A 19,190-nucleotide genomic window follows, 5' to 3' on the forward strand; every position below is an offset into this window, starting at 1 on the left:
ATGAGCGACAAACCCTTTTTGCGGATGGACAACATCCACAAGTCCTTCGGCGAGATCATTGTCAGCGCCGGAGTGACGCTGGAGATCGAGGAAGGCGAAATCCATTCGCTCCTCGGGGAAAACGGCGCCGGAAAGAGCGTCCTGATGAGTATTCTCTGCGGTATTCTGAAGCCCAATTCCGGGCAGATCATCTACCGGGGCAAGCCGCTGAATATCGGCTCGCCGCGTGAAGCCATCCAGCAGAAGATCGGCATGGTGCATCAGCATTTCATGCTGGTCCCAAATTTGACCGTCGCGGAAAACTACGTGCTGGGCCAAGGCTCCCCGTTGCGGCTAATTCGCAATATGAACGAGGTCCATGCCCGCATCCGCGATATGAGCGAGCGTTATGGCCTGGATGTCCAGCCCGATGCGGTTGTCGAGGATCTTTCCGTCGGCGAACAGCAGCGGGTAGAGATCCTGAAAGTGCTGTTTCATGGTTGCGATCTTCTGATCCTCGACGAACCGACCGCCGTCCTGACCCCGCAGGAAACCGATCGCCTGCTTGATCTCATGCGGGGGCTGGTGAATGACGGGAAAACGGTGATCTTCATCTCGCACAAGCTGGACGAGGTGATGCGGGCCAGCGACCGGATCAGCGTGATGCGGGATTGCCGTGTCGTTCATACAACGCAGGTTTCCGACACTTCGCCCCGCGAACTGGCCCGGCTGATGGTCGGGCGCGACGTCCTGATGGAATTGCCGCACAGCCCCTGTGAGCCGGGGGATACGGTGCTGTCGGTTGAGGGGCTGTCCTGCCGCAACGAACTTGGGTTGCCAGCCCTTCGCGACATCAACCTTCAGGTGCGCAAGGGCGAGATCGTAGGCATTGCGGGCGTATCCGGGAACGGCCAGACAGAACTTGCCCTGGCGCTGTCCGGCTTGCTGCCGGTCGATGCCGGACGGATCGAACTGGCCGGTCGGGACATTACCGGGCTCAGCCCGACCGAAATCAATGCCCTGTCCTTTGCGCATGTGCCCGAAGATCGTCACAAGATGGGGATCCTCATGCCGATGTCGCTTGCCGAGAACGCTATCCTGGAACGCTATGACCAACCGCCGTTCATGGCTCGCGGCCTGTTGCAGCGGCAGAAGATCGCGGCTCATACACGCGACCTTATCGCCCGCTTTAGGGTCAAGACCCGAGATGAGAACGAACCGATTTCCAACCTCTCGGGTGGAAATCAGCAAAAGCTCGTCGTGGCCCGGGAACTGGCCCGCAATCCCGATTTCCTCCTTGTCAGCCAGCTCACTCGCGGCATTGACATAGGTGCTATCGAGTTCATCCTGCAGGAAATGCTCAAGCAGCGCGAAGCAGGCAGGGGAATCCTGCTGATTTCGACGGAACTGGAAGAACTTTTTGCGATCTGCGACCGTATCCTGGTTATATCCCACGGTGAGATCCTGGGGGAAGTGCCCCCCGATCGCGACAGGCTGGAAGAAGTTGGCCTCCTGATGGCGGGAAAGAAGGCGGATCAAAAGGATATGGCTGCGGTCGGACATTAGGAACCAGTTCGGGAAATCATGAACATCACCCTTCGCCAGATTCGCGCATTCCTTGCCGTCGCCGAGCTAGGCCGGTTCAATCTGGCGGCCAATCACTTGGGATTGACGCAATCCGCCGTCAGCATCCTGGTTCGCGAGCTGGAGACGGAGCTGGGGGTGCGGCTGTTCGATCGTCATACGAGGATGGTCAGCCTTTCCGTCATTGGGCGTGAATTTCTGCCCCAGGCCCGCAAGCTGATGGACGATCTGGATCTGGCGACGCGCGATATTCGTGACAGCGCGACGCTGAAGCGTGGTCAGGTCACAATCGCCGCGGCAATCGTGCTGGCCGCAACTATCGTTCCACCTCTGCTTGCGCGGTTCGCGGAACTGCATCCCGGCGTTTCGGTCCAGCTGCGTGATATGCCCGAGGAAAAGATCCGTTCCGCGCTGAAACGCAACGAGGTCGATATCGCCATCGGCACGCTTGTGGATGACGATCCGGAAATCGTGACAACGCCGGTCATGCGTGACCGGCTGATGGTTACCTGCCGGACCGATCACCGTTTCGCGCAAGCCGAAGAGGTGCGCTGGATCGAGCTGGCGAATGAGAAACTGATCGTCCTGGCTCCGAAGAACCCGTTGCGTGACCTTGTGGAGCGGACCATGATCCGTGTCGTTCCGAATTTCCGGCCCAGTCACGAAGTCCGTTTTTCGACCACCGCGATCAGCATGATCTCGGCGGGTCTGGGGATATCGGTTCTGCCCGAGAATTCGCGCCAGCTGGCCCCGGATGTTCTGGTCCGCACGGTAGATTTGGTTGCGCCTCGCGTGACGCGGGAAATATCGATCCTGCAACATCGGCAGCGGAGTCTATCCCCCGCGGCCGAAGGCCTGCGGTCAATCATCCTGGAAAATGCGTCGTCCAGCTTTGTCGCGCCGCACTCGTGACTTCCGCGGAAATGCCACGCCGGATCACGCCACCCTGCCGGGTCGAAAAGACGATGTACGGCAAAGAGGCGGTCGGCAGAACAACTGGCGCATCTCGCCGCTTATATCAAAGCAATTCCGGCCGAACTGGATACCGATTCTGCGCCCGGTCCGATATCTGCCCGAAGCAGGCGCGGATCATCCAACGCACGAACCAGACCAATATCGGCAAGGAACTTTGCCTTCTTCTCCTGTCATTCGGACAGAACCCGCCTGAAAAACTCCTTTACCGGCCCCTGTATGCGCGCACCATCATGTCCGGCACCCGGCACGATCTCGAAGTCAACGGGCACCTCCATTTTCGCCAAACCATCGCGCAAGCTACACAGACGTTCCATTCTCGTCGGCCCCGCATCATTGGCACCGGGCATGGCAAAACTAGAGCCAGGCCCAACGGTAACCCCTTGCGCATTGGTATCCTCGGCACCGATCACCAGTTGCACAGCCACGTTTCGCAGCCGATCAAGACGCAACGGAACACCCAGAACAGTCTCCATGTCGGATGTTCCGACCCACCAGGGCCTACCGCCTTCGGGCAATGTTACCGTCCCCGGCGCGGCAATGGAGACCCCCAGCAACCTGTCGGGATGACAATAGTAAAAACGATGGGCGAATTGCGCGCCGCCGGAAAATCCATGCATGAGGAAACGGTCGCTGCGCAGCGGGAAGATCTCCGAAATCTCGTCGATCATATCCAGCAGGGCCAGGTCGTAACGCAGCCCTCGATAAGCGAGATGCTTGTAATTGTTGAAATCGTCAGGACCGAAAATTCCACAGGGGAAAAGTGGTGCCAGCAGGGCACATTCATGCCTTTCGGCAAAGTCGACGAACTGATCCCGCAGTTCATAGGCATTCCTCAGGCTCCCGTGAACCAGCACGGCCAGCGGATATGTCCGCCCTGCCCCCGGTTCGTAGCTACTCGGCATGTAAGTGCAATAGGCAAAGCGCGGATCGGACTGCGAGGCGAAGATGGCACTCCGGTCGAGACGATAGAAATTCACGATCGGCATTATCTCCTGACCTTCTGACGGATATATTCGGCCAGCTCGGCGATCAGCCGCGACATGGCTTGCTTGAAGTCCGGGTAGTCGGCACTGCGCTCGCGGGTCTCTTCGTTCATGTAGAGACGACGATTGATCTCGAACTGAATGGCATGGCGGCCAATGGCGGGATTCGCATAGGCTTCGGTCAGCTCGGCGCCACGGAAGGGCTTGTTCATTGCGACGCGAAAACCTTCCCGCTCCAATAACTCGCATAGTATGGCAGTAAACTCGGCCCCGGCCGAGACGCCGTGGAGATCTCCGACGCAGATATCGGCGCGCGCACTGCCCGGCCCATCCGAGGACATTGCATGGCCGGCATTGGTCATGGAATGGCAATTCAGGTGATAAACCATCCGAAACTGCGCGAAGGCGCCGTCAAGCAGTTGCCGCAATGCCATATGATATGACAGCCAATAGCGGCGGATACGGTCGCGCGCCTCGGTAATCGCCAGTTTCCGGTCATACATCGGCATTTCAACCCACGCGTTCCGCCAGATCAACCCCATGCCACGGCGGGCCGTATTGCTTTCCCGCAGGTGATAGGGCCAGGCGCCTTCGATCAAAGCCGCGTCCATATCGGCAAGCGATCTGTTTGGATCGAGAAAGCTGCGCGGGAAAAGCGCGCGCAGTAACGGCGCGCCATGTTCGGGAGCTGCCGAGAACAGGTCATTGACATAGGTATCGGCCGAAACGCGAACCGTCTCGGCATCCACAGCGGGATAAAAATCCGCCGGCAGTTCCAACCCACTATGGGGACTGTCGAAAACCAGCGGGATCAGGGGCTCGGTTGGTGGCGATACGCCGAGGACACCGGGTATATTTTCGGGCATCGGCAACAAGAATTCATCGGTTTGCATGACGGTCGCCATTGGTCACTTGCTCCGTTCAGCGAGCAAAGCCCGCTCGATTTCATCCACGACACCGGTGATCGCGCCCAAGCGTTCTCCTGTCTGCAACCGATCCATGGTGCGGGCCACACGCCCCTGCCGCGCGATCGCCGCCTCGGCCTCTGCCGATGCCTCATCGGCGGGCAGAAACATCACGCCCGACGCGTCGGCGAGCACGATATCGCCGGGCAGGACCGGCACATTCCCGCAAGAGACCGGACGATTGAACATGCCGCCAAGCCCCAGGCGGCGTGTAGTCTGAGACGAAACTCCCCTGCTCCAGACAGGCAGTCCCTCGTCGAGAATTTCCTGCATATCCGTCACCGGCCCATCGATCACCACCCCGACGGCACCGGCCAGCTTCGCCGCTCGGGCCACGGCGCCCCCCAGGCAGGCGTGACGGTCATCCCCCAGGCGATCGACGACCAGCATGTCGCCGGGACGCAGATGGCTGACGGCGTAATGCATCAGCGTCGAGCACATGGCAGGCAAAGCGAGCGTCACCGCCAATCCGGCGCGGCAAGGTTGATCCGGCGCAATCGCCTGTATGCGCCGATCGGCGAAACCGGTCAGCCGGACATGGCCGAGTGTCGCGGTCTCGACCTGCTCCAGCCGCGACAGCAATGCAGGATCGGCTGGTTCCGGCAATGGATCGATACGATAGCGGCTCATCAAGGTCTCTCCATATCCACGGATGCGCGGGGGTCGGTTCGTTGCAGATGCTCGATCAGGCGGGCGAGTGTTCCGACGATTTCCCCGGTCAGCCGCTCTCCCGCCCCTACTGAGGCCAGTTCGGCATTCCCGCCGAGCAGGCCATTGGCATCGACCTCATCCGCATCCAGCGGTAGGTTCACTCGAAGATCTCCGAAATTCGCTCCCGATACCCCGCGGACGGGCAGGCCCATGACCTGCCCCCGCAGCGCTTTGGCAACCCGCAGATCGGGACGGCAAAGCGTTGGAAACAGATGCATTGCCACGGATGAGATTGGCTCTCCGCCATGCCCCCGCACGGAGGCGCAGCCAAAGAGTTCCCGCAGCAATCGGTCGGGAACCGCTGTCCACAGATCGATGGAAGGGATTATCACGCCGTATTCACGCCGCAGCTCACGCGCGAGCTGGGAAATCAGCGGGGCATTCCCGCCATGCCCATTCACAATCAGCAAGTGGTGAAGCCCGTGCTGCAACAGGCTTTCCAGCATATCGCGCAGCACAGCCTTGAAGGTTTCGGGTCGCAATTGCATGCCACCGGCAAAAGGCCGAAAGAAATCCGCATAGCCGAATGCCAAACCCGGTGCGACAAGTGCATCCGCCCGCGATGCGGCAAGTTCGGACAACCGCTCGGCCAGGATGTGATCGCCCATCGGGCAATGCGGCCCCTGCACTTCCTGCGAACCCAGAGGGATCAGGATGACAACCGGTTCCCGCGTCCTGCGGGCAAATTCGGATTGCGTCATCTCGGCAAGGCGTATCTTGGTCATGATGCCGCTTCCCGGCGCGCGCCATCGCGCAGCCCATGCAGTGCGGGCAGTGAAAGTTCCGAGGAATTCACGTTTACCTGCCGATGCATTCGCAGCTCGCCATCGCGCAAATAGCAATGCACCGTGTCGCGAAAGGCGGTCTCGACGAAGACCCAATCGAAACTCAATCGCATCCAGCCCTCTGGACTCCCCTTCCCCCAGCTCGCCCAAGCCGCGACCGTGAAACCGTCATCGGCTTCATAGGAATGGTGCAGGCGCGCGCCGGTCATCGTCGTTACGCTTTCTGCACGGTGACCCAGCCCGGCAAGGACACGATGGGTTCCGCGATGATCCTCTTGCAGGAAAACGATATTGTCGCCTTCGCGTTCAATGCTGACAGAGACGATGCCCTGGTCATTGGATTGCATCCTGTATCGGCCTTCCCAGTCAGCGGGAGCCCGTAACCGGTTGGCCGGTGGTGCCGGCCGAAGCTCCAATGATGCCAGCCGGGGCGGCAAGCTGAAACCCCGCCACTGTCCAAGAGCAGGACGAAGCCGCTCATGAATCGCGGTCTGAAAGCGTCGGTCGTTGTCGTCCATCCCCGCAGTATAGGCGACCACTGCGCGCTCATTGGGAAACACAATGCAGCCCTGGCCGAACAACCCGGTCGCGGAATAGCTGTCATTGGGGCCACACCACCATTGATAGCCATATCCATCGCGCCGCTCCGGCTTGGCGTCACCATGTTCCTCTCCGGGTCCGAGATAGTGCTCGCCCGTCAGCACGCCCAGGGTCACTTCCCGGACCTGCTTGGAGGTCGCGGCGCTGACCCAATCGGGATCAAGGATCTGGTCGCCGTTCCAGCGGCCGCCCTGCAAATGCAGAACCCCCAGCTTCAACAGATCGGAGGTCAGACAGGACAGGCCATTGCCGCCGCTATTGACACCTTCCGGGCTGAGATCCCAGCAAAGGCGCCGCGACATGCGGAGAGGGTCGAAAACCCGCTGGCGCAGATAGTCATGAATGGTCTGACCGACGGCGCGCTGGACGATGGCCGACAACATGTAACTGCAGGCGCTATCATATACGAAGACCTCACCCGGGACATATTGCAGGGGCCTGGCAAGAAAATCCGCGGCCCAGCTTGATCGCAGCTTGCGCCAGGCACCACCGGAAATCCCATGACCATGACCGCTGGTCATGGTCAGCAGGTGACGCAGGCGCATGGCCTCGATTCCATCGGCAGCCAAATCCCGAAATTCGGGGAAATGGTCGATGACACGGCCGTCCGGATCCAGCTTGCCGTTGGAGATCGCCAGACCGACGGCCATCGAGGTGAAGCTTTTTGTCACCGAATGCATCATATGCAACCGATCTGCCCGATACGGCGCCCAGTAGGCCTCGCCGATCAGGGCACCGTCATGCCAGACAAGCAGGCTATGCATCTCGATCCCGGTCCGGGCGATCTCGTCCAGAAGATCGACAATCGCCATGGGGTCGGTGTTGCGCTCTTGCGGTGCCGCGCGTTTCAGGCCGTCGAAATGGTTCATTGGGCGCCCTCGCGCAGCGGATCATTCGCTCCGAAACGCCAGTTCAGCACAGCCCCGGTCGCTGTCCGCTCCAGCTTGGGAATGGCGGCCAGAAGCGCCCGGGTATATCCGCTTTGCGGTCTGTCAAAGACGGTGTCTCGCGGCCCCTCCTCGATGATCGCACCGTCGCGCATGACCACGACGCGATCCGCCAATTGCTCGACCACGCTCAGGTCATGGGTGATGAACAGACAGGAAAAGCCATGCTGCCGCTGCAATTCCGACAACAGTTCCAGAATCTGCGCGCGCACCGTAACGTCAAGCGCCGAGACGGCCTCGTCGGCGATGACGAAATCCGGACGGCCGATGACGGCCCGGGCTATCGCGATGCGCTGCCTCTGCCCGCCGGACAATTCATGAGGCAGACGATCCAGATGGGCGTCTTCCAAGCCCACCTCGCGAACGGCTGCTCGGATACGGTCGTCGCGTTCCGCCGAATCCAGGTTACGCTGGTAATACAGCGCCTCGGCCAGCAAACGGCGAATAGTGAAACGCGGATCGAGAGAGCCAAATGGATCCTGAAAGATCATCTGGCAGTTCAAACGGTAATCCATCCAGTTCGCATCATGCTTGCCAATGGGAAGTCCCCGGAACAGGATATCGCCACCGCTGGCCGGTATCAGGCCCGCGACTGCCCGCCCAAGCGTCGTCTTGCCCGACCCCGACGCGCCAACCAGTGCAACCACCTCGCCGCGACGTATCCTCAGGTCGATCCCATGCAACGCTTTCTTCCGCGAGGTTCTGGCTAGGAACCCCGTCCGCGAGCGATATTCGACCTCCAGCCCCCGCAGTTCCACCACGGGCGTTGTGCTATCATCGAAGCTGCGGACCGGTCCGCGTTCGGGCATGGCCTGCAGCAGCCTGCGGGTATAGTCATGTTGCGGCGCCGCGAGGAGGTCATCTGCGCGGCCGGACTCGACGATCTCGCCATCACGCATGACCAGCAGCCTTTCACAGTAGCGCGCAATCATCGGCAGGTCGTGGCTGATCAGGATCAGCGCCGTCCCCTCTTGCCGCGTCAGTTCTATCATCAGTTCCAGAACGTCGCGCTGCACGAGCGCATCCAGCGCTGTCGTGGGTTCGTCCGCGATCAGCAAGGCCGGTTTCAACAGCATCGCGGAGGCCAGCATGATCCGTTGGCGCATCCCTCCGGAAAACTCATGCGGATAGTCGTCAAGCCGGTCACCCGGCTCGGGAATGCCGACACGTTCCATGATGTCGAGGATGCGCGCCCGCCGTCTGGCCGTGTCGAGCCTTGTGTGCTGACGCAGGGGCTCTTCCAACTGCCTGCCGATGGTCATCGAAGGGTTGAGCGACGTCATCGGTTCCTGAAAGACCATCCCGATCTCGGATCCGCGTAACCGGCGCAGGTTCCGGGCGCTCATCTTGAGGATCGAGCGGCCTCGAAACACGATATCCCCACCGCGTGGCGTGATGGCTCCAGGCTGCAGGCCGATGATGGAACGGCCCAGCATCGTCTTGCCGGAGCCCGACTCCCCCACGAGTCCCAGCACTTCACCCGGGCGCAAATCGAAGCTCGCCTGCCTGACGATCAGGTTCGATTCATCATGCACCAGGCCAAGCTCCAGATCCTTCACTTCCAGAAGCATGTCGGTCATCTTCGTCACAGCCCCCTCATGCGCGGATCGAAACGGTCTCGGACGTAATCGCCAAACAGGTTGATCCCCAGCAATGTCAGCGAGATGCACAATCCGGGAAACACTCCCAGCCAAGCCGCCCGATCCATGTAAGGACGGGCGCTGGCCAGCATATTGCCCCAGGTCGGCGCGGGAGGCGGCACTCCGAGGCCCAGGAAGCTCAGGGCGCTTTCTGTCAACAGGACCGAGCCGAACATCGAGGTCGCGATGACAATGATCGGGGCAAGGCAATTCGGCACGATGTGGCAACGCATGATGTAGAATGCCGGGTGCCCCATCAGCCGCGAGGCTTCGATAAACTCGCGCTCACGCAGCGACATCACTGCCCCGCGCACGACCCGGATCACCGTCGGCAGATAGGCCAGGCCGAGGGCAAGGATGACGCCGAACATGTTGGCACCAAGGATCGACAGCAATGCCAGCGCCAGCAGGATCGACGGAAAGGCCAGCAACGTATCGGTAAGCAGCATGATGACCCGGTCGATCCATCCTCGGGCGTAACCGGACAGGGTGCCGAGGATCAGGCCAAAGAATACCGCAAACGTCACTGTCAGAAGCGAGATCGAAACGGACGATCGCGCGCCCAACAGAAGGCGGGACAACACGTCGCGCCCATATTCGTCGGTGCCCAGCCAGTGCTGCCCCCCCGGCGGAAGAAGTTTGCCACCCAGGCTGATGGCCAGAGGATCATAAGGCGTCCAGAAAAGACCGACCAGCGCCGCGATCAGGAAGCAACCGATCAGGAAGCCGCCAAGATATCTGTTGGTGCCGTGAATGCTCATTGGGCTTTTACCCTTGGGTCGAAGATCGGATAGCAAAGATCCACGATCAGGTTGACGATCACATAGGTTGTCGCCACGAAAAGAAGACATCCCTGCAATACCGGGTAGTCGCGGCCATAGATCGACTCGACGATCAACCGGCCAAGCCCCGGGATGGTGAAGACGGTTTCCACGACAGCTACCCCGCCCAACAGGTTCCCGAGAATCAGCCCAAGCAAGGTCCATGTCGGTCCAAACGCGTTCCGCGCAACATGCCGGATCAACACCGTTCCCTCGCTCAATCCCTTGGCGCGGGCATGGGTGACGTAATCGAGCCGCAGCACATCCAGGGTGGAGGCTCGCGCCATGCGCACCAGGATACCCGCCTCATGCAGGACCAGCGAAGCAACCGGCATCACCAGATAGACCAGTCCAGACCAGAAATCATCGGCGATCGAGACATAGCCCAGCACCGGCAACCAGCCGAGATTGAGCCCCAGAAAAAGCAGGAGCATCAAACCAAGCCAGAAGGTCGGGATCGACATCAGCGCAGTGGCGCCGGTGATCACGGCCAGGTCGAACGCGCTATTCTGCCGCCACGCCGCCAGCATCCCCAGAGGCACGGCGATGACAGTTGCGATCGCCACGGCGATCAGCACCAGTTGCGCGGACACGGCAAACCGATGCAACACCAGCGACAGCACCGGCTGCCCGGTCGTGATCGAGTTGCCCAGGTCGCCCTGCAGCACCGCCTTGAGCCAGGTAAGAAATTGGACGACGATAGGCTGATCCAGGCCAAGACGCTGGCTCATCGCTGCATAGGCGGCCTCGTCGGCATTGTCGCCAAGCATCAGGCCTACCGGGTCGCCGGGAACGAGCCGGATCAGCGTGAACACCGCGATGGAAACCAGAAGCAATGTCGGCGCAGCCGTCAATAATCGCGAAAACACGAATCTGAGCATAATTTTCCCGTCCCCTCTATCCGGCTGGCTATTCCGTGACGCCCACGCCCCAAAGACGGGTGAAACCGTTCCACGTCCGATAACCGGTGACATGTTCGGCCGCGACCGACACATCGAGCCCATTGCTCAGCATCAGCATCGGCACGTCGGTGAGAAACAGTTCGTGCAACTGATCGAACACCGCCTGACGGTCTTCACCGTCCGGGGTCTGCAGCGCCTTCTTCAAAAGCTCGACGGCTTCGGGATTGTCCCAGATGACACTGCCACGTTCGTCCTTGGAGCCGATTATCGCGCTATATGCCAGCGCGGGATCGTCCCGGTTCGAGTAATTGAAGGCCGAGAGCTGGAACTTACCGTTGCGGAACCGGTCAAGCTGGGTTGCCCATTCCAGCACCTCAATCCGCGCATTGATACCGCTGGCCTGCAACATTGCCTGCGCGATGACAGCGACATTCTCGTTTATCGGATTGCGGCGATTGGTCTGGATGACAATCTCTTCGCCGCCATATCCCGCGGCATCAAGCAGTGCGGCAACCTCTTGGGGAGCATAGGCGATCTGTTTGTCCTGAACCCCGTCATGATAGGCCGATGCGGTCGAGACCAGCGAGGCATTGGGCACGCCCATACCGTGGGTCGCCGCTTCGACGATCTGTGAAACATCCAGCGCCTTCGCGATGGCCATGCGCATCTTGGGCGAAGACAGGACCGGATCGGTTGTCTGCATCAACAGGGTAATCATGCCGCCATGCGGCTCGGCCACGACCTGAAAGCCGGGCTCATTCATCAGTTCGGCGGCTTCTCCTGGCGGCAGATAGGGCAGGATGTCCAGGTCCCCGCTGCGCAAAGCGGCAACGGCGGTGGATTTGTCCGGCGTGACGATCAGATTGACGTCATCGATCAGCACCTCCTTGCGCCCGGCGTAGCGTCGATCACTTCACCCTGCGGCTGATAATCCGTGAATTTGGCAAGGTGAATACGCTCGCCGCGCACCCAATCCTCGAACATGAACGGACCGGTGCCGACAGGGTGATCCCAACTACCGTCCTCGGCATAACTGTCGGGATGCATGATCGCCATGCCGCCGCATTGCGATTGAGCCGCATATTTCAGGAACATCGCATCCGCCTTGTCGAGCGTGAACACCACGGTATCCTCGTCCGGCGCCTCTATCGTTTCTACCGCCGCTCCGCGGCTACCATCGAAATAGGACGCGCAGTTGAACTCCGGCGCGGCCATCAACGCTTCCCAGCTTTGCTTCACGATATCGGCGGTCAGATGTGCACCGTTGTGAAAGACGACATCGTTCCGGAGATCGAACCGATAGACCCGCCCATCCTCGGATATGGTCCAGCTTTCGGCGAGCATCGGCCTGACCTCGCCCCCCTCACCGAAAGCGACGAGGCCTTCACCGACATTCAGTGCCACCGAATCCGATAGCGAATCGCGATTCACCCCGGGCTGCGAGCTTCGGATATCCGCCGAGATCTGCACGTTGAGCGTCTGCGCCGACAATGCAGACGCGCCAAGCAATGTCGCCCCCACCATCGCCTGCATACGCATGATTGCCGGTTTCATGATGCCTCCTCGCCCTGTCATGTATTGCATTATGATTACTTATAATACAATATAGGGCATGCAAATCAGGTCAAGTGGAAAATGGTTCATGCAAGCAGACCCGCATTCCAGGCCGGAGACGGGCAGTTTCGCATTGCTCGCGCCCGCGCCGCTTGTCAGGCATCAGACATGACATCCGTTGCCCCCCCGCACCCAAACCCCTTGCGACAGGAGAAGAACCACCGATGCGCATAGCCATGCTGCAGCTCAATTCCCGCCACGACAAACCGGCCAATATCGCCGCTATCGAAACATTGTTCGCAGAGCGGATCGCCGGGAGCGGGGTCGATCTGGTCGTCGCACCGGAATACGCGACCTTCCTTGGCGGCACGGTCCAGCAGCAACACGCCGCCGCCGAACAATTCCCCGAGGGCGAAGCCTACCGCGCAATGCAGAGCCTGGCACGGCGATATGCCGTCGCCTTTCACATAGGCTCGATGATCGAAAGCGATGGCGGTGCCTATTATAATACCGCCGTCGCCTTCGGTCCCGACGGGGCCGAACTATGCCGGTATCGCAAGATACATCTGTTCGATGTCGAAACCCCGTCGGGCCATGTCTTTCGCGAATCCGACGTCATTGAACGCGGAAACGAGATCGTCGATTACCCGCTTGGCAGGCACCGCATCGGTTGCGCCATCTGCTATGACCTGCGTTTTCCCGAGCTGTTCCTCGCCCATATGAAGGCAGGTTGCGACATCATCACGATACCCGCGGCGTTCAACCTGGAGACCGGCAAGGATCACTGGGAAGTCATGATCCGCACGCGGGCCATTGAAACCCAATGCTATGTCATCGCCCCGGGACAAATCGGCTTGCACGAGGAACCCGGCGGAGCGCGCGCCTGCTACGGAAACTCCATGGTCGCCGATCCATGGGGCACGGTCATCGCGCGCGCCCCGGCCCAACCCGGCGTCACCTTCGCCGAACTGGACTTCGCCTATCTCGAACATGTTCGCGGTAAACTTCCCTCCAACTCTCACCACGTGATCTCATGATGCTTGATAAATACGCTTTCTGGATGAGCACGCCAAATCTCGATTTCCTGGAAATCGCCGTGAATGCCGGGTTTCGCCGGGTCATACTGGATATCGAGCACAACAGCTTCACCCCCGACCGGCGCGAGGCCTTGGTCGTCGCCGCACGAGCCATGGGAGTGATGGTTTGCGCCAAGATCGAGGCACCGGAATCCGTTTGGGTGCAGCGCGCGGTGGATCTGGGCGTCGATGCTGTAATCCTTCCGCATGTGGAACGATTGCGAGATGTCCATGCTGCACTCTCGACGACGAAATTCCCGCCTCAAGGCACGCGCAGCTATGCCGCTGGCAGATCTGCTGGCTTCGCGGCCCCGGACAACGACTATTTCGCCCGGCAGAACCGTGAAATCCTTTGCCTGCCGATGATCGAAACCGCCGCCGCATTCGACGATCTGGACGCCATACTGGCCAGCCCGCTGGTCGATGGCCTGTTCGTCGGTCCCTTCGACTTGGCTCTCTCAAGGGGGCGCGACAATTACCTTTTCCAAGCGGCGGATCGTGCCGATATCGCTTATATAGCCACACGGGCAAGGGCCGCCGGAAAGCCCTGGTGGATGCCGGCCTGGGGCCCTGCAGAGCAGGTATTCGCGCGCGAGAACGGTGCTATGGTGCAAATTGTCGGTGCCGAGCATCAAGTTCTGGCGGCAGGTATGGCGACGGTGATCTCGGGCATCGCCACGGGCCGAGCCAAGGCCGACGCGCCTTAGTCGCGATCGCGCCGCAGATGATCATACAGGATATCAGCGGCGCTCACGTAATCTCTTGCGGCGATCGCGGCCAGGATATCCAGATGATCCCGTGACGCCTTCTTAACCCGTGTTTCGGTCAGGCTGGTGAACTCGGCGACCTCGGTCATCTGCCGCAGTTTGTTCTGGCGCTCGATCGCTTCGCTCAAAAAGCGGTTCCGGGCCCAGGACACGACAGTCGCATGAAAATGGGCGTTGGCATCGAACCATGCCGCGCCGGAAATTCCGGCAAGCGGCGCCTCCAGCAGTCGTGCCTGCTGTTCGCGCAGCGCATCCAGCTGTTCGGGAACGGGGTTGAAGCCGGGATCTCGCAGGGCACCGCATTCAATGATGATGCGAAAGGCATAGCTTTCGTTAATGGCGGTCCGGTTGTCGAGCGTCTCGGCGAACTGCCAACCATGCCCGGTGCGGCGTTCGGCCAGGCCGGAATTGGCAAAGCGCATCAGCGTGCGCCTGATCGCACCCCGGGTCACACCGAAATGTTGCGCCAACTCGGTTTCCGAGACCTCGCGGCCGATATGGCCGCTGGCCCGAGCGATCATGATCTTCTGGTAAAGCTCCTCGATCTCTGAACGGGGAAGCAATGCTTCGAGTTCCAGGCCCGTCGATGGCGGTGCCTTGAACCGAAAGCCGGCATTCGGAATCCTGGTGAACACCCCGAGTTCTTCCATGAACTGCAGGACATGACGGACCGGCGAGCGCGAGGTTCCGAGTTGGCCGGCAAGCCGCAATTCCGAAACATGCTCACCTTTCTGCCAATGGCCGCTTTGGGCCAAGGCAATGATCTTGCGCGCGAGTTCAACCTGCAAGTCGCTCAACGAACACTGCGTGACCAAGCTTTACTCCATCTCCAATCTACCGGAATCGTCATTGGAACAGCATATCGAAAATCGAGAACCGGAACCGGTTCTCGCGGGAACCCCGCTTCGGTATCACCTATGTTGCGGCATAGAAAGACACGGCGTGGAATGAAGCGCCGACAAGCCCCCCATCTAGGCCATCATATCCCAAGCCATCCGGCCACGGACAGCCTCGGAGATGGCGCGAAGATGCGTATCAGCACGCCGTGGATGCGGAAACGTCATTCTGGTCCGGGATGAATGGCTGCCACCGGAAAATATAAGGGCCCGCCCGTTTCAAGGCGAGCCCTCCGCTTTCCCTCAGGCGGAACGGATCTGTGGCTTGCCCCCGGACAAACGCCGAACGGCCCAATCAAGCGCCAGCATCGCCAGCAGAGACGCACCCACCAGCGGAAATAACAGGCCACCAAGGATCAGGATCGCCATCAGCCCGCGAAACACGCGCGGGTCCGAGGGCACGGGCGGCACACCCAGGCGACGCGCCGGTCGGCGTTTCCACCACATCACCGCCGCCGAGACGGACATGGCGACGATGGCCAGACAGGCGGCGAACAACAGCAGCTGGTTTGCCAGCCCGAATTGCTGGCCCATATGGGTGTTGATGCCGAACTCCAGCCATTTTCCCGCCGGGCCGTAATCGTCATAGCCCATATCCACAAGCGCCGCGCCCGAATACTGGTCCAGGTGCACGACCCGCTGCTGGTGCAGGTCGTCAGGATAGACCGGGCCGGTATAGACGCCGCTTGGCGAGCGGGGCAGGCTGATCACGTAGCCGTCATGCAGCCCAAGGCGGTCGAATGCCGCAGCGGCGGCGTCGATGCCGATCGCCTGTGCCGCACCATCGGCTGCGACGCTTTCGGGAACTCGCGCCTGCTCCAGCACCCATGATGTCTTGAAGGTATCGTTCAGCTTCTGGTCCGACATGGGCACATCCACGCGCACCCCGGAGGGATAGCCGAAATTCGAACCATTCGCCCATTCATTCACCTTGCCGCCCCAGACATTCGACCAGGGCATTCCGGTGATTGCCAGGAATACGATGACCCCACCAACGAAAAGACCCGTCACCGCATGCAGATCCCGCCAGAACACCCGGCGGCGCGGCGTTGCCCGGACCGAGACCACCCCGCCTTTCCTGCCGCGTGGCCACCACAGGAAGATGCCGGTTCCGACCAGCAGGATCGACCATCCGCCGGCGATCTCGATCAAGGCCCGCGCGAATGGTCCGAAATAGCGCAGGCTGTGCAGGTATCGCACCGTCCACATGACCGTCCCCCGATCCGGCAATGCCCCCAGAACCTGCCCGTCATAGGGATCGACATAGACGGTGACTCGCTCATTACCGGCAGTTGTCAAGGTGATCTCGGCCGAGGCGTCGGGGCGCGGAGGATCGGTGAATTTCACCGCCTGGCCCGGCTGCGCGTCAAGCGCCGCAGCAATCATCTGCGAGGGCGCCACGGTTTCGGCATGCTGAATGGCGACGCGCTTCAGATCGGCATGAACGAAGCTGTCGATCTCGTCGCGGAACAGATATAACGCGCCGGTGATCGACAGGGTGATCAGGAAGGGCAGGACAAGAAGTCCCGCATAGAAATGCCAGCGCCAGACGGCGCGGTAAAAGTCGGATTGGCCCGTTCCGGATACGGTGCCTTGCCCGGTGCTTGCCGGATTGGTCATTATGTTGCCCTCGTAAACTGGCCGCCATGATGCGGCGAACCGGCGCCCACAATTGCGGCAGGCGCTCCGATCATTGGAGAAAACCGATTGCGCGAATGCCCCTCCTGACGTGGAGCCGGGATGCGGAGGTTTCGCGAGGCAGATCAGGCCAGTATCGGCGGTCCCCGTGCCGAGGGGGCAAGCACATCGATCCGCCGGGCATGCAGCGGGCGGTCGATCCAAAGACGGTTTGCGAACAGGACCGGCTCGAATGGCGGAAGGGCGGCGGGCTCGGCAGAAATGGCGTTCTGTGCCACCAGGTTCCAATCGCACGGGCCAGGCACGTCATGATCCCCTAGCGGAGCCTCGTCGAGCGGCACCAGGCTGCCATCCTGTGCCCAGACCATCTCGACCTGATCACCGCCGGTGCACAAAACCACGACGACCCGATCATCTCCGGTCTTGGCCAGCATGGTTCCGTCGCCAAGCAATGACACCAGCAGGAACGGCAGGAACAGAACCATGACTGCAAGGCGGCGGAACGACTGCATCATTCCGGCGCCACGTCGGCGATACCGGCCTGCATGGTCAATGATCGTTCGATCGGGCACGATTTTTCCGCTGGCCAGCATGTTTCCGTTGCGCCGGATATTGACAAAGATCACGTTCCTGTCAAATGCCACATTTTGCCGCAGGAGATGGAGAGGAGAATGGCCGATCCTTCATGACTGCAAAGCCGGAAAGTCTCAGATCCATTCCTGGCCCGTTCTCCGGCAGGAGACAATGCAGGGACTGTTCTTACCGCTCGGACGACGCGGCAATCTCAATGCCCACATGCCCGCAAGCGCTGCCAGACAGCAATTCGAGAGGACGCACCATGGGCGGTAAGGCGGTTTCGTCACCCGCAATCAGATACCAGTCGCGTTCCAACGGCATGCCGCCGCCGGGACCGATCATGCCGATCTCACCGCCCGGGCGGACAGGTTCGGCGGATCGGCGGCGAGCGCCTGCTAATATCCCGCAACCACGCTACGCAGCGGCGTTGATGGAGAGGCCATCGTCGTCAACCGGCGAAGGATCAAATCTCGTGCAGATGGTGCCAGAAGCTGTCTCCGGAATATTTTTTGCGAAACAATCCCAGATCGGCGAGCGCGGGAGCCAGTTCCTCCAGCACCATATCAAGGCAAGCAGGAGAGCCTCCAGGGGTCGCTATGAAACCGTCGATAGCTCCGGCATCGACCCAATTGCGAATTTCGTCCACGGCATCGCCGATCGTGCCTATCACCCGCCAATGCGCGGACCCCACCACCTCGGGACGCGCCAGCAATTGCGCCCGGGTCGGCTCATCGCGCAAAATGGCGCGGCGCAGCAACCCGGCATGGGTGCGGCTACGCGGGCTGGCGGGCGGTTCGGGTAAATCCGCCGCACGAATGCGGCGATCTTCGGGCCAGCCGGTCAGATCCAGCCCCGTCGCTTCCAGAATCGTGGCGATCTTGCGAGCCGGATCGGTGCGGGAATGAGTGAAGGCGAACAATTCCTGCGCCTCTGCCCGCGTCGGGGCAAGCCACAGGCTGAAGCCGGGCATCAGCCGGATATCGTTCGGCTCGCGCCCCACCCCCTCGGCCCGGTGACGAAGATCGCGGCGCAGTTCTGCCGCAACCTCCATATCGGGTGTCGAGGCGAATATCCCCTGCGCGACCGAGGCTGCAAATTGCCTGCCTTCGGGCGAAGCTCCTGCCTGGAACAGCGGGATCGGCGGGCCATCGAAGCGGGGCAGGTTCAGCGGGCCATCGACCGAGAAATACCGCCCCCGGTGATCGATGGGCCGGGTCAACGCCGGATCGGCGAAACGCCCCTTTTCGCGGTCGCGCAGCAATGCCTCTGCCGGAAAGCTGTCCCACAACTCGCGGACGACTTGCGTGAACTCCGCCGCGCGCTCATATCGCTCCGCCGCCGGTGGCATTTCCGACAGGCCGAAATTCCCGTTGCCGTCCAAAGCAGTGACAATGTTCCATCCCGCCCGTCCCCGGCTGAGCCAGTGCAGTGACTGGAGCTGACGCGCCACCGTATACGGGGTCCGGAAAGTGGTCGACGCCGTGGTCAGGAGGCCGATAGCCGAGGTCCGCCCGGCAATGGACGCCAGCAGCATCGTCGGATCGAGGCTGGCAAAGCCGCCGCCACTTTCAAGCGCCGGGCGGTTCAACATCTGCACATCCGGCAAAAAGGCGAAATCCAGATGAGCCGCCTCGCCCCGCCGAGCGATATCGGCAAAGAAATCCGCAGAGTAGATATTCTCGATGCCGCTATCCGGCCTGCGCCATCCCTCGCCGCTATGCCAGGTCGGTGCGAGCGATATCCCGATTTTCAGCTTGCGGCCCATAGACGCCCCCTTGAATTCATGACTTT

General features: G+C 60.9%; 19 protein-coding genes. 4 read left to right on the forward strand and 15 right to left on the reverse strand.

The annotated features are described in order from the left end of the window. Both A7A09_RS06750 and A7A09_RS06755 read left to right on the forward strand, forming a co-directional pair. A complete protein-coding gene (locus A7A09_RS06750) occupies window positions 1–1,545 on the forward strand; it encodes an ABC transporter ATP-binding protein (protein ID WP_106690639.1) in 1,545 nt (514 codons plus the stop codon). Between the two features lie 18 nt (window positions 1,546–1,563). Then, on the forward strand, window positions 1,564–2,475 hold the full coding sequence (locus A7A09_RS06755; protein ID WP_106690640.1) for a LysR family transcriptional regulator: 912 nt from the start codon (window positions 1,564–1,566) through the stop codon (window positions 2,473–2,475). Window positions 2,476–2,708: 233 nt separating this feature from the next. Here the strand turns inward: A7A09_RS06755 and A7A09_RS06760 are convergent, their stop codons facing one another. The 10 genes from A7A09_RS06760 to A7A09_RS21040 are packed head-to-tail and all read right to left on the reverse strand — an operon-like array spanning window position 2,709 to window position 12,446. Beyond that, window positions 2,709–3,524, reverse strand: coding sequence for an alpha/beta hydrolase family protein (locus A7A09_RS06760; protein WP_106690641.1), 816 nt, complete (start codon window positions 3,522–3,524; stop codon window positions 2,709–2,711). Next, window positions 3,524–4,387: an N-formylglutamate amidohydrolase gene (locus tag A7A09_RS06765; RefSeq protein ID WP_245999194.1), complete on the reverse strand. Its 864-nt coding sequence runs from the start codon at window positions 4,385–4,387 to the stop codon at window positions 3,524–3,526. Before A7A09_RS06765 ends, A7A09_RS06760 begins: the two co-directional genes overlap by 1 nt. Window positions 4,388–4,429: 42 nt before the next feature. Continuing rightward, complete coding sequence (locus tag A7A09_RS06770; RefSeq protein ID WP_106690642.1) at window positions 4,430–5,116, reverse strand: RraA family protein; 687 nt, start codon at window positions 5,114–5,116, stop codon at window positions 4,430–4,432. After that, on the reverse strand, window positions 5,116–5,922 hold the full coding sequence (locus A7A09_RS06775; protein ID WP_106690643.1) for a creatininase family protein: 807 nt from the start codon (window positions 5,920–5,922) through the stop codon (window positions 5,116–5,118). The genes A7A09_RS06770 and A7A09_RS06775 overlap by 1 nt, the downstream gene beginning before the upstream one ends. Then, a complete protein-coding gene (locus A7A09_RS06780) occupies window positions 5,919–7,451 on the reverse strand; it encodes a serine hydrolase domain-containing protein (RefSeq protein WP_106690644.1) in 1,533 nt (510 codons plus the stop codon). Before A7A09_RS06780 ends, A7A09_RS06775 begins: the two co-directional genes overlap by 4 nt. After that, window positions 7,448–9,109, reverse strand: a complete 1,662-nt coding sequence (locus A7A09_RS06785) for a dipeptide ABC transporter ATP-binding protein (protein ID WP_106690797.1) — start codon at window positions 9,107–9,109, stop codon at window positions 7,448–7,450. The genes A7A09_RS06780 and A7A09_RS06785 overlap by 4 nt, the downstream gene beginning before the upstream one ends. Before the next feature lie 5 nt (window positions 9,110–9,114). After that, the gene (locus tag A7A09_RS06790; RefSeq protein ID WP_106690645.1) at window positions 9,115–9,930 is read right to left on the reverse strand and encodes an ABC transporter permease; all 816 of its coding nucleotides are present in this window, start codon (window positions 9,928–9,930) and stop codon (window positions 9,115–9,117) included. Further along, window positions 9,927–10,871 carry an ABC transporter permease gene (locus A7A09_RS06795; RefSeq protein WP_106690646.1) on the reverse strand — a complete coding sequence of 315 codons (945 nt, stop codon included), beginning with the start codon at window positions 10,869–10,871 and terminating at the stop codon, window positions 9,927–9,929. The genes A7A09_RS06790 and A7A09_RS06795 overlap by 4 nt, the downstream gene beginning before the upstream one ends. A gap of 28 nt (window positions 10,872–10,899) precedes the next feature. Continuing rightward, complete coding sequence (locus A7A09_RS21035) at window positions 10,900–11,775, reverse strand: ABC transporter substrate-binding protein (protein ID WP_211341061.1); 876 nt, start codon at window positions 11,773–11,775, stop codon at window positions 10,900–10,902. Then, window positions 11,769–12,446 (reverse strand): ABC transporter substrate-binding protein, encoded by a 678-nt coding sequence (locus tag A7A09_RS21040; RefSeq protein ID WP_211341062.1) that lies wholly within the window; start codon window positions 12,444–12,446, stop codon window positions 11,769–11,771. The genes A7A09_RS21035 and A7A09_RS21040 overlap by 7 nt, the downstream gene beginning before the upstream one ends. A 224-nt stretch (window positions 12,447–12,670) precedes the next feature. On the opposite strand from A7A09_RS21040, the gene A7A09_RS06805 reads away from it, so the two are divergent. Beyond that, complete coding sequence (locus tag A7A09_RS06805; protein WP_106690647.1) at window positions 12,671–13,483, forward strand: carbon-nitrogen hydrolase family protein; 813 nt, start codon at window positions 12,671–12,673, stop codon at window positions 13,481–13,483. Next, window positions 13,483–14,229, forward strand: a complete 747-nt coding sequence (locus tag A7A09_RS06810; protein ID WP_245999196.1) for an HpcH/HpaI aldolase family protein — start codon at window positions 13,483–13,485, stop codon at window positions 14,227–14,229. The genes A7A09_RS06805 and A7A09_RS06810 overlap by 1 nt, the downstream gene beginning before the upstream one ends. On the opposite strand, the gene A7A09_RS06815 is transcribed toward A7A09_RS06810, so the two are convergent. The 5 genes from A7A09_RS06815 to A7A09_RS06835 all read right to left on the reverse strand — a co-directional run bounded on the left by A7A09_RS06815 (window position 14,226) and on the right by A7A09_RS06835 (window position 19,164). Beyond that, window positions 14,226–15,086: a GntR family transcriptional regulator gene (locus tag A7A09_RS06815; protein WP_211341063.1), complete on the reverse strand. Its 861-nt coding sequence runs from the start codon at window positions 15,084–15,086 to the stop codon at window positions 14,226–14,228. The two genes, A7A09_RS06810 and A7A09_RS06815, sit on opposite strands and share 4 nt — an antisense overlap. A 342-nt stretch (window positions 15,087–15,428) precedes the next feature. Beyond that, complete coding sequence (locus A7A09_RS06820; RefSeq protein WP_106690649.1) at window positions 15,429–16,805, reverse strand: PepSY-associated TM helix domain-containing protein; 1,377 nt, start codon at window positions 16,803–16,805, stop codon at window positions 15,429–15,431. Window positions 16,806–16,948: 143 nt separating this feature from the next. Next, window positions 16,949–17,338 (reverse strand): hypothetical protein, encoded by a 390-nt coding sequence (locus A7A09_RS06825; protein WP_148043617.1) that lies wholly within the window; start codon window positions 17,336–17,338, stop codon window positions 16,949–16,951. Between the two features lie 244 nt (window positions 17,339–17,582). Further along, the gene (locus tag A7A09_RS06830; protein ID WP_106690651.1) at window positions 17,583–17,741 is read right to left on the reverse strand and encodes an SIP domain-containing protein; all 159 of its coding nucleotides are present in this window, start codon (window positions 17,739–17,741) and stop codon (window positions 17,583–17,585) included. 121 nt (window positions 17,742–17,862) lie between these two features. Then, the gene (locus A7A09_RS06835) at window positions 17,863–19,164 is read right to left on the reverse strand and encodes an NtaA/DmoA family FMN-dependent monooxygenase (protein WP_106690652.1); all 1,302 of its coding nucleotides are present in this window, start codon (window positions 19,162–19,164) and stop codon (window positions 17,863–17,865) included. Window positions 19,165–19,190: the final 26 nt, after the last annotated feature.

The sequence above is a fragment of the Paracoccus methylarcula genome (assembly GCF_003007735.2).
Classification (GTDB): Bacteria; Pseudomonadota; Alphaproteobacteria; order Rhodobacterales; family Rhodobacteraceae; genus Paracoccus; species Paracoccus methylarcula.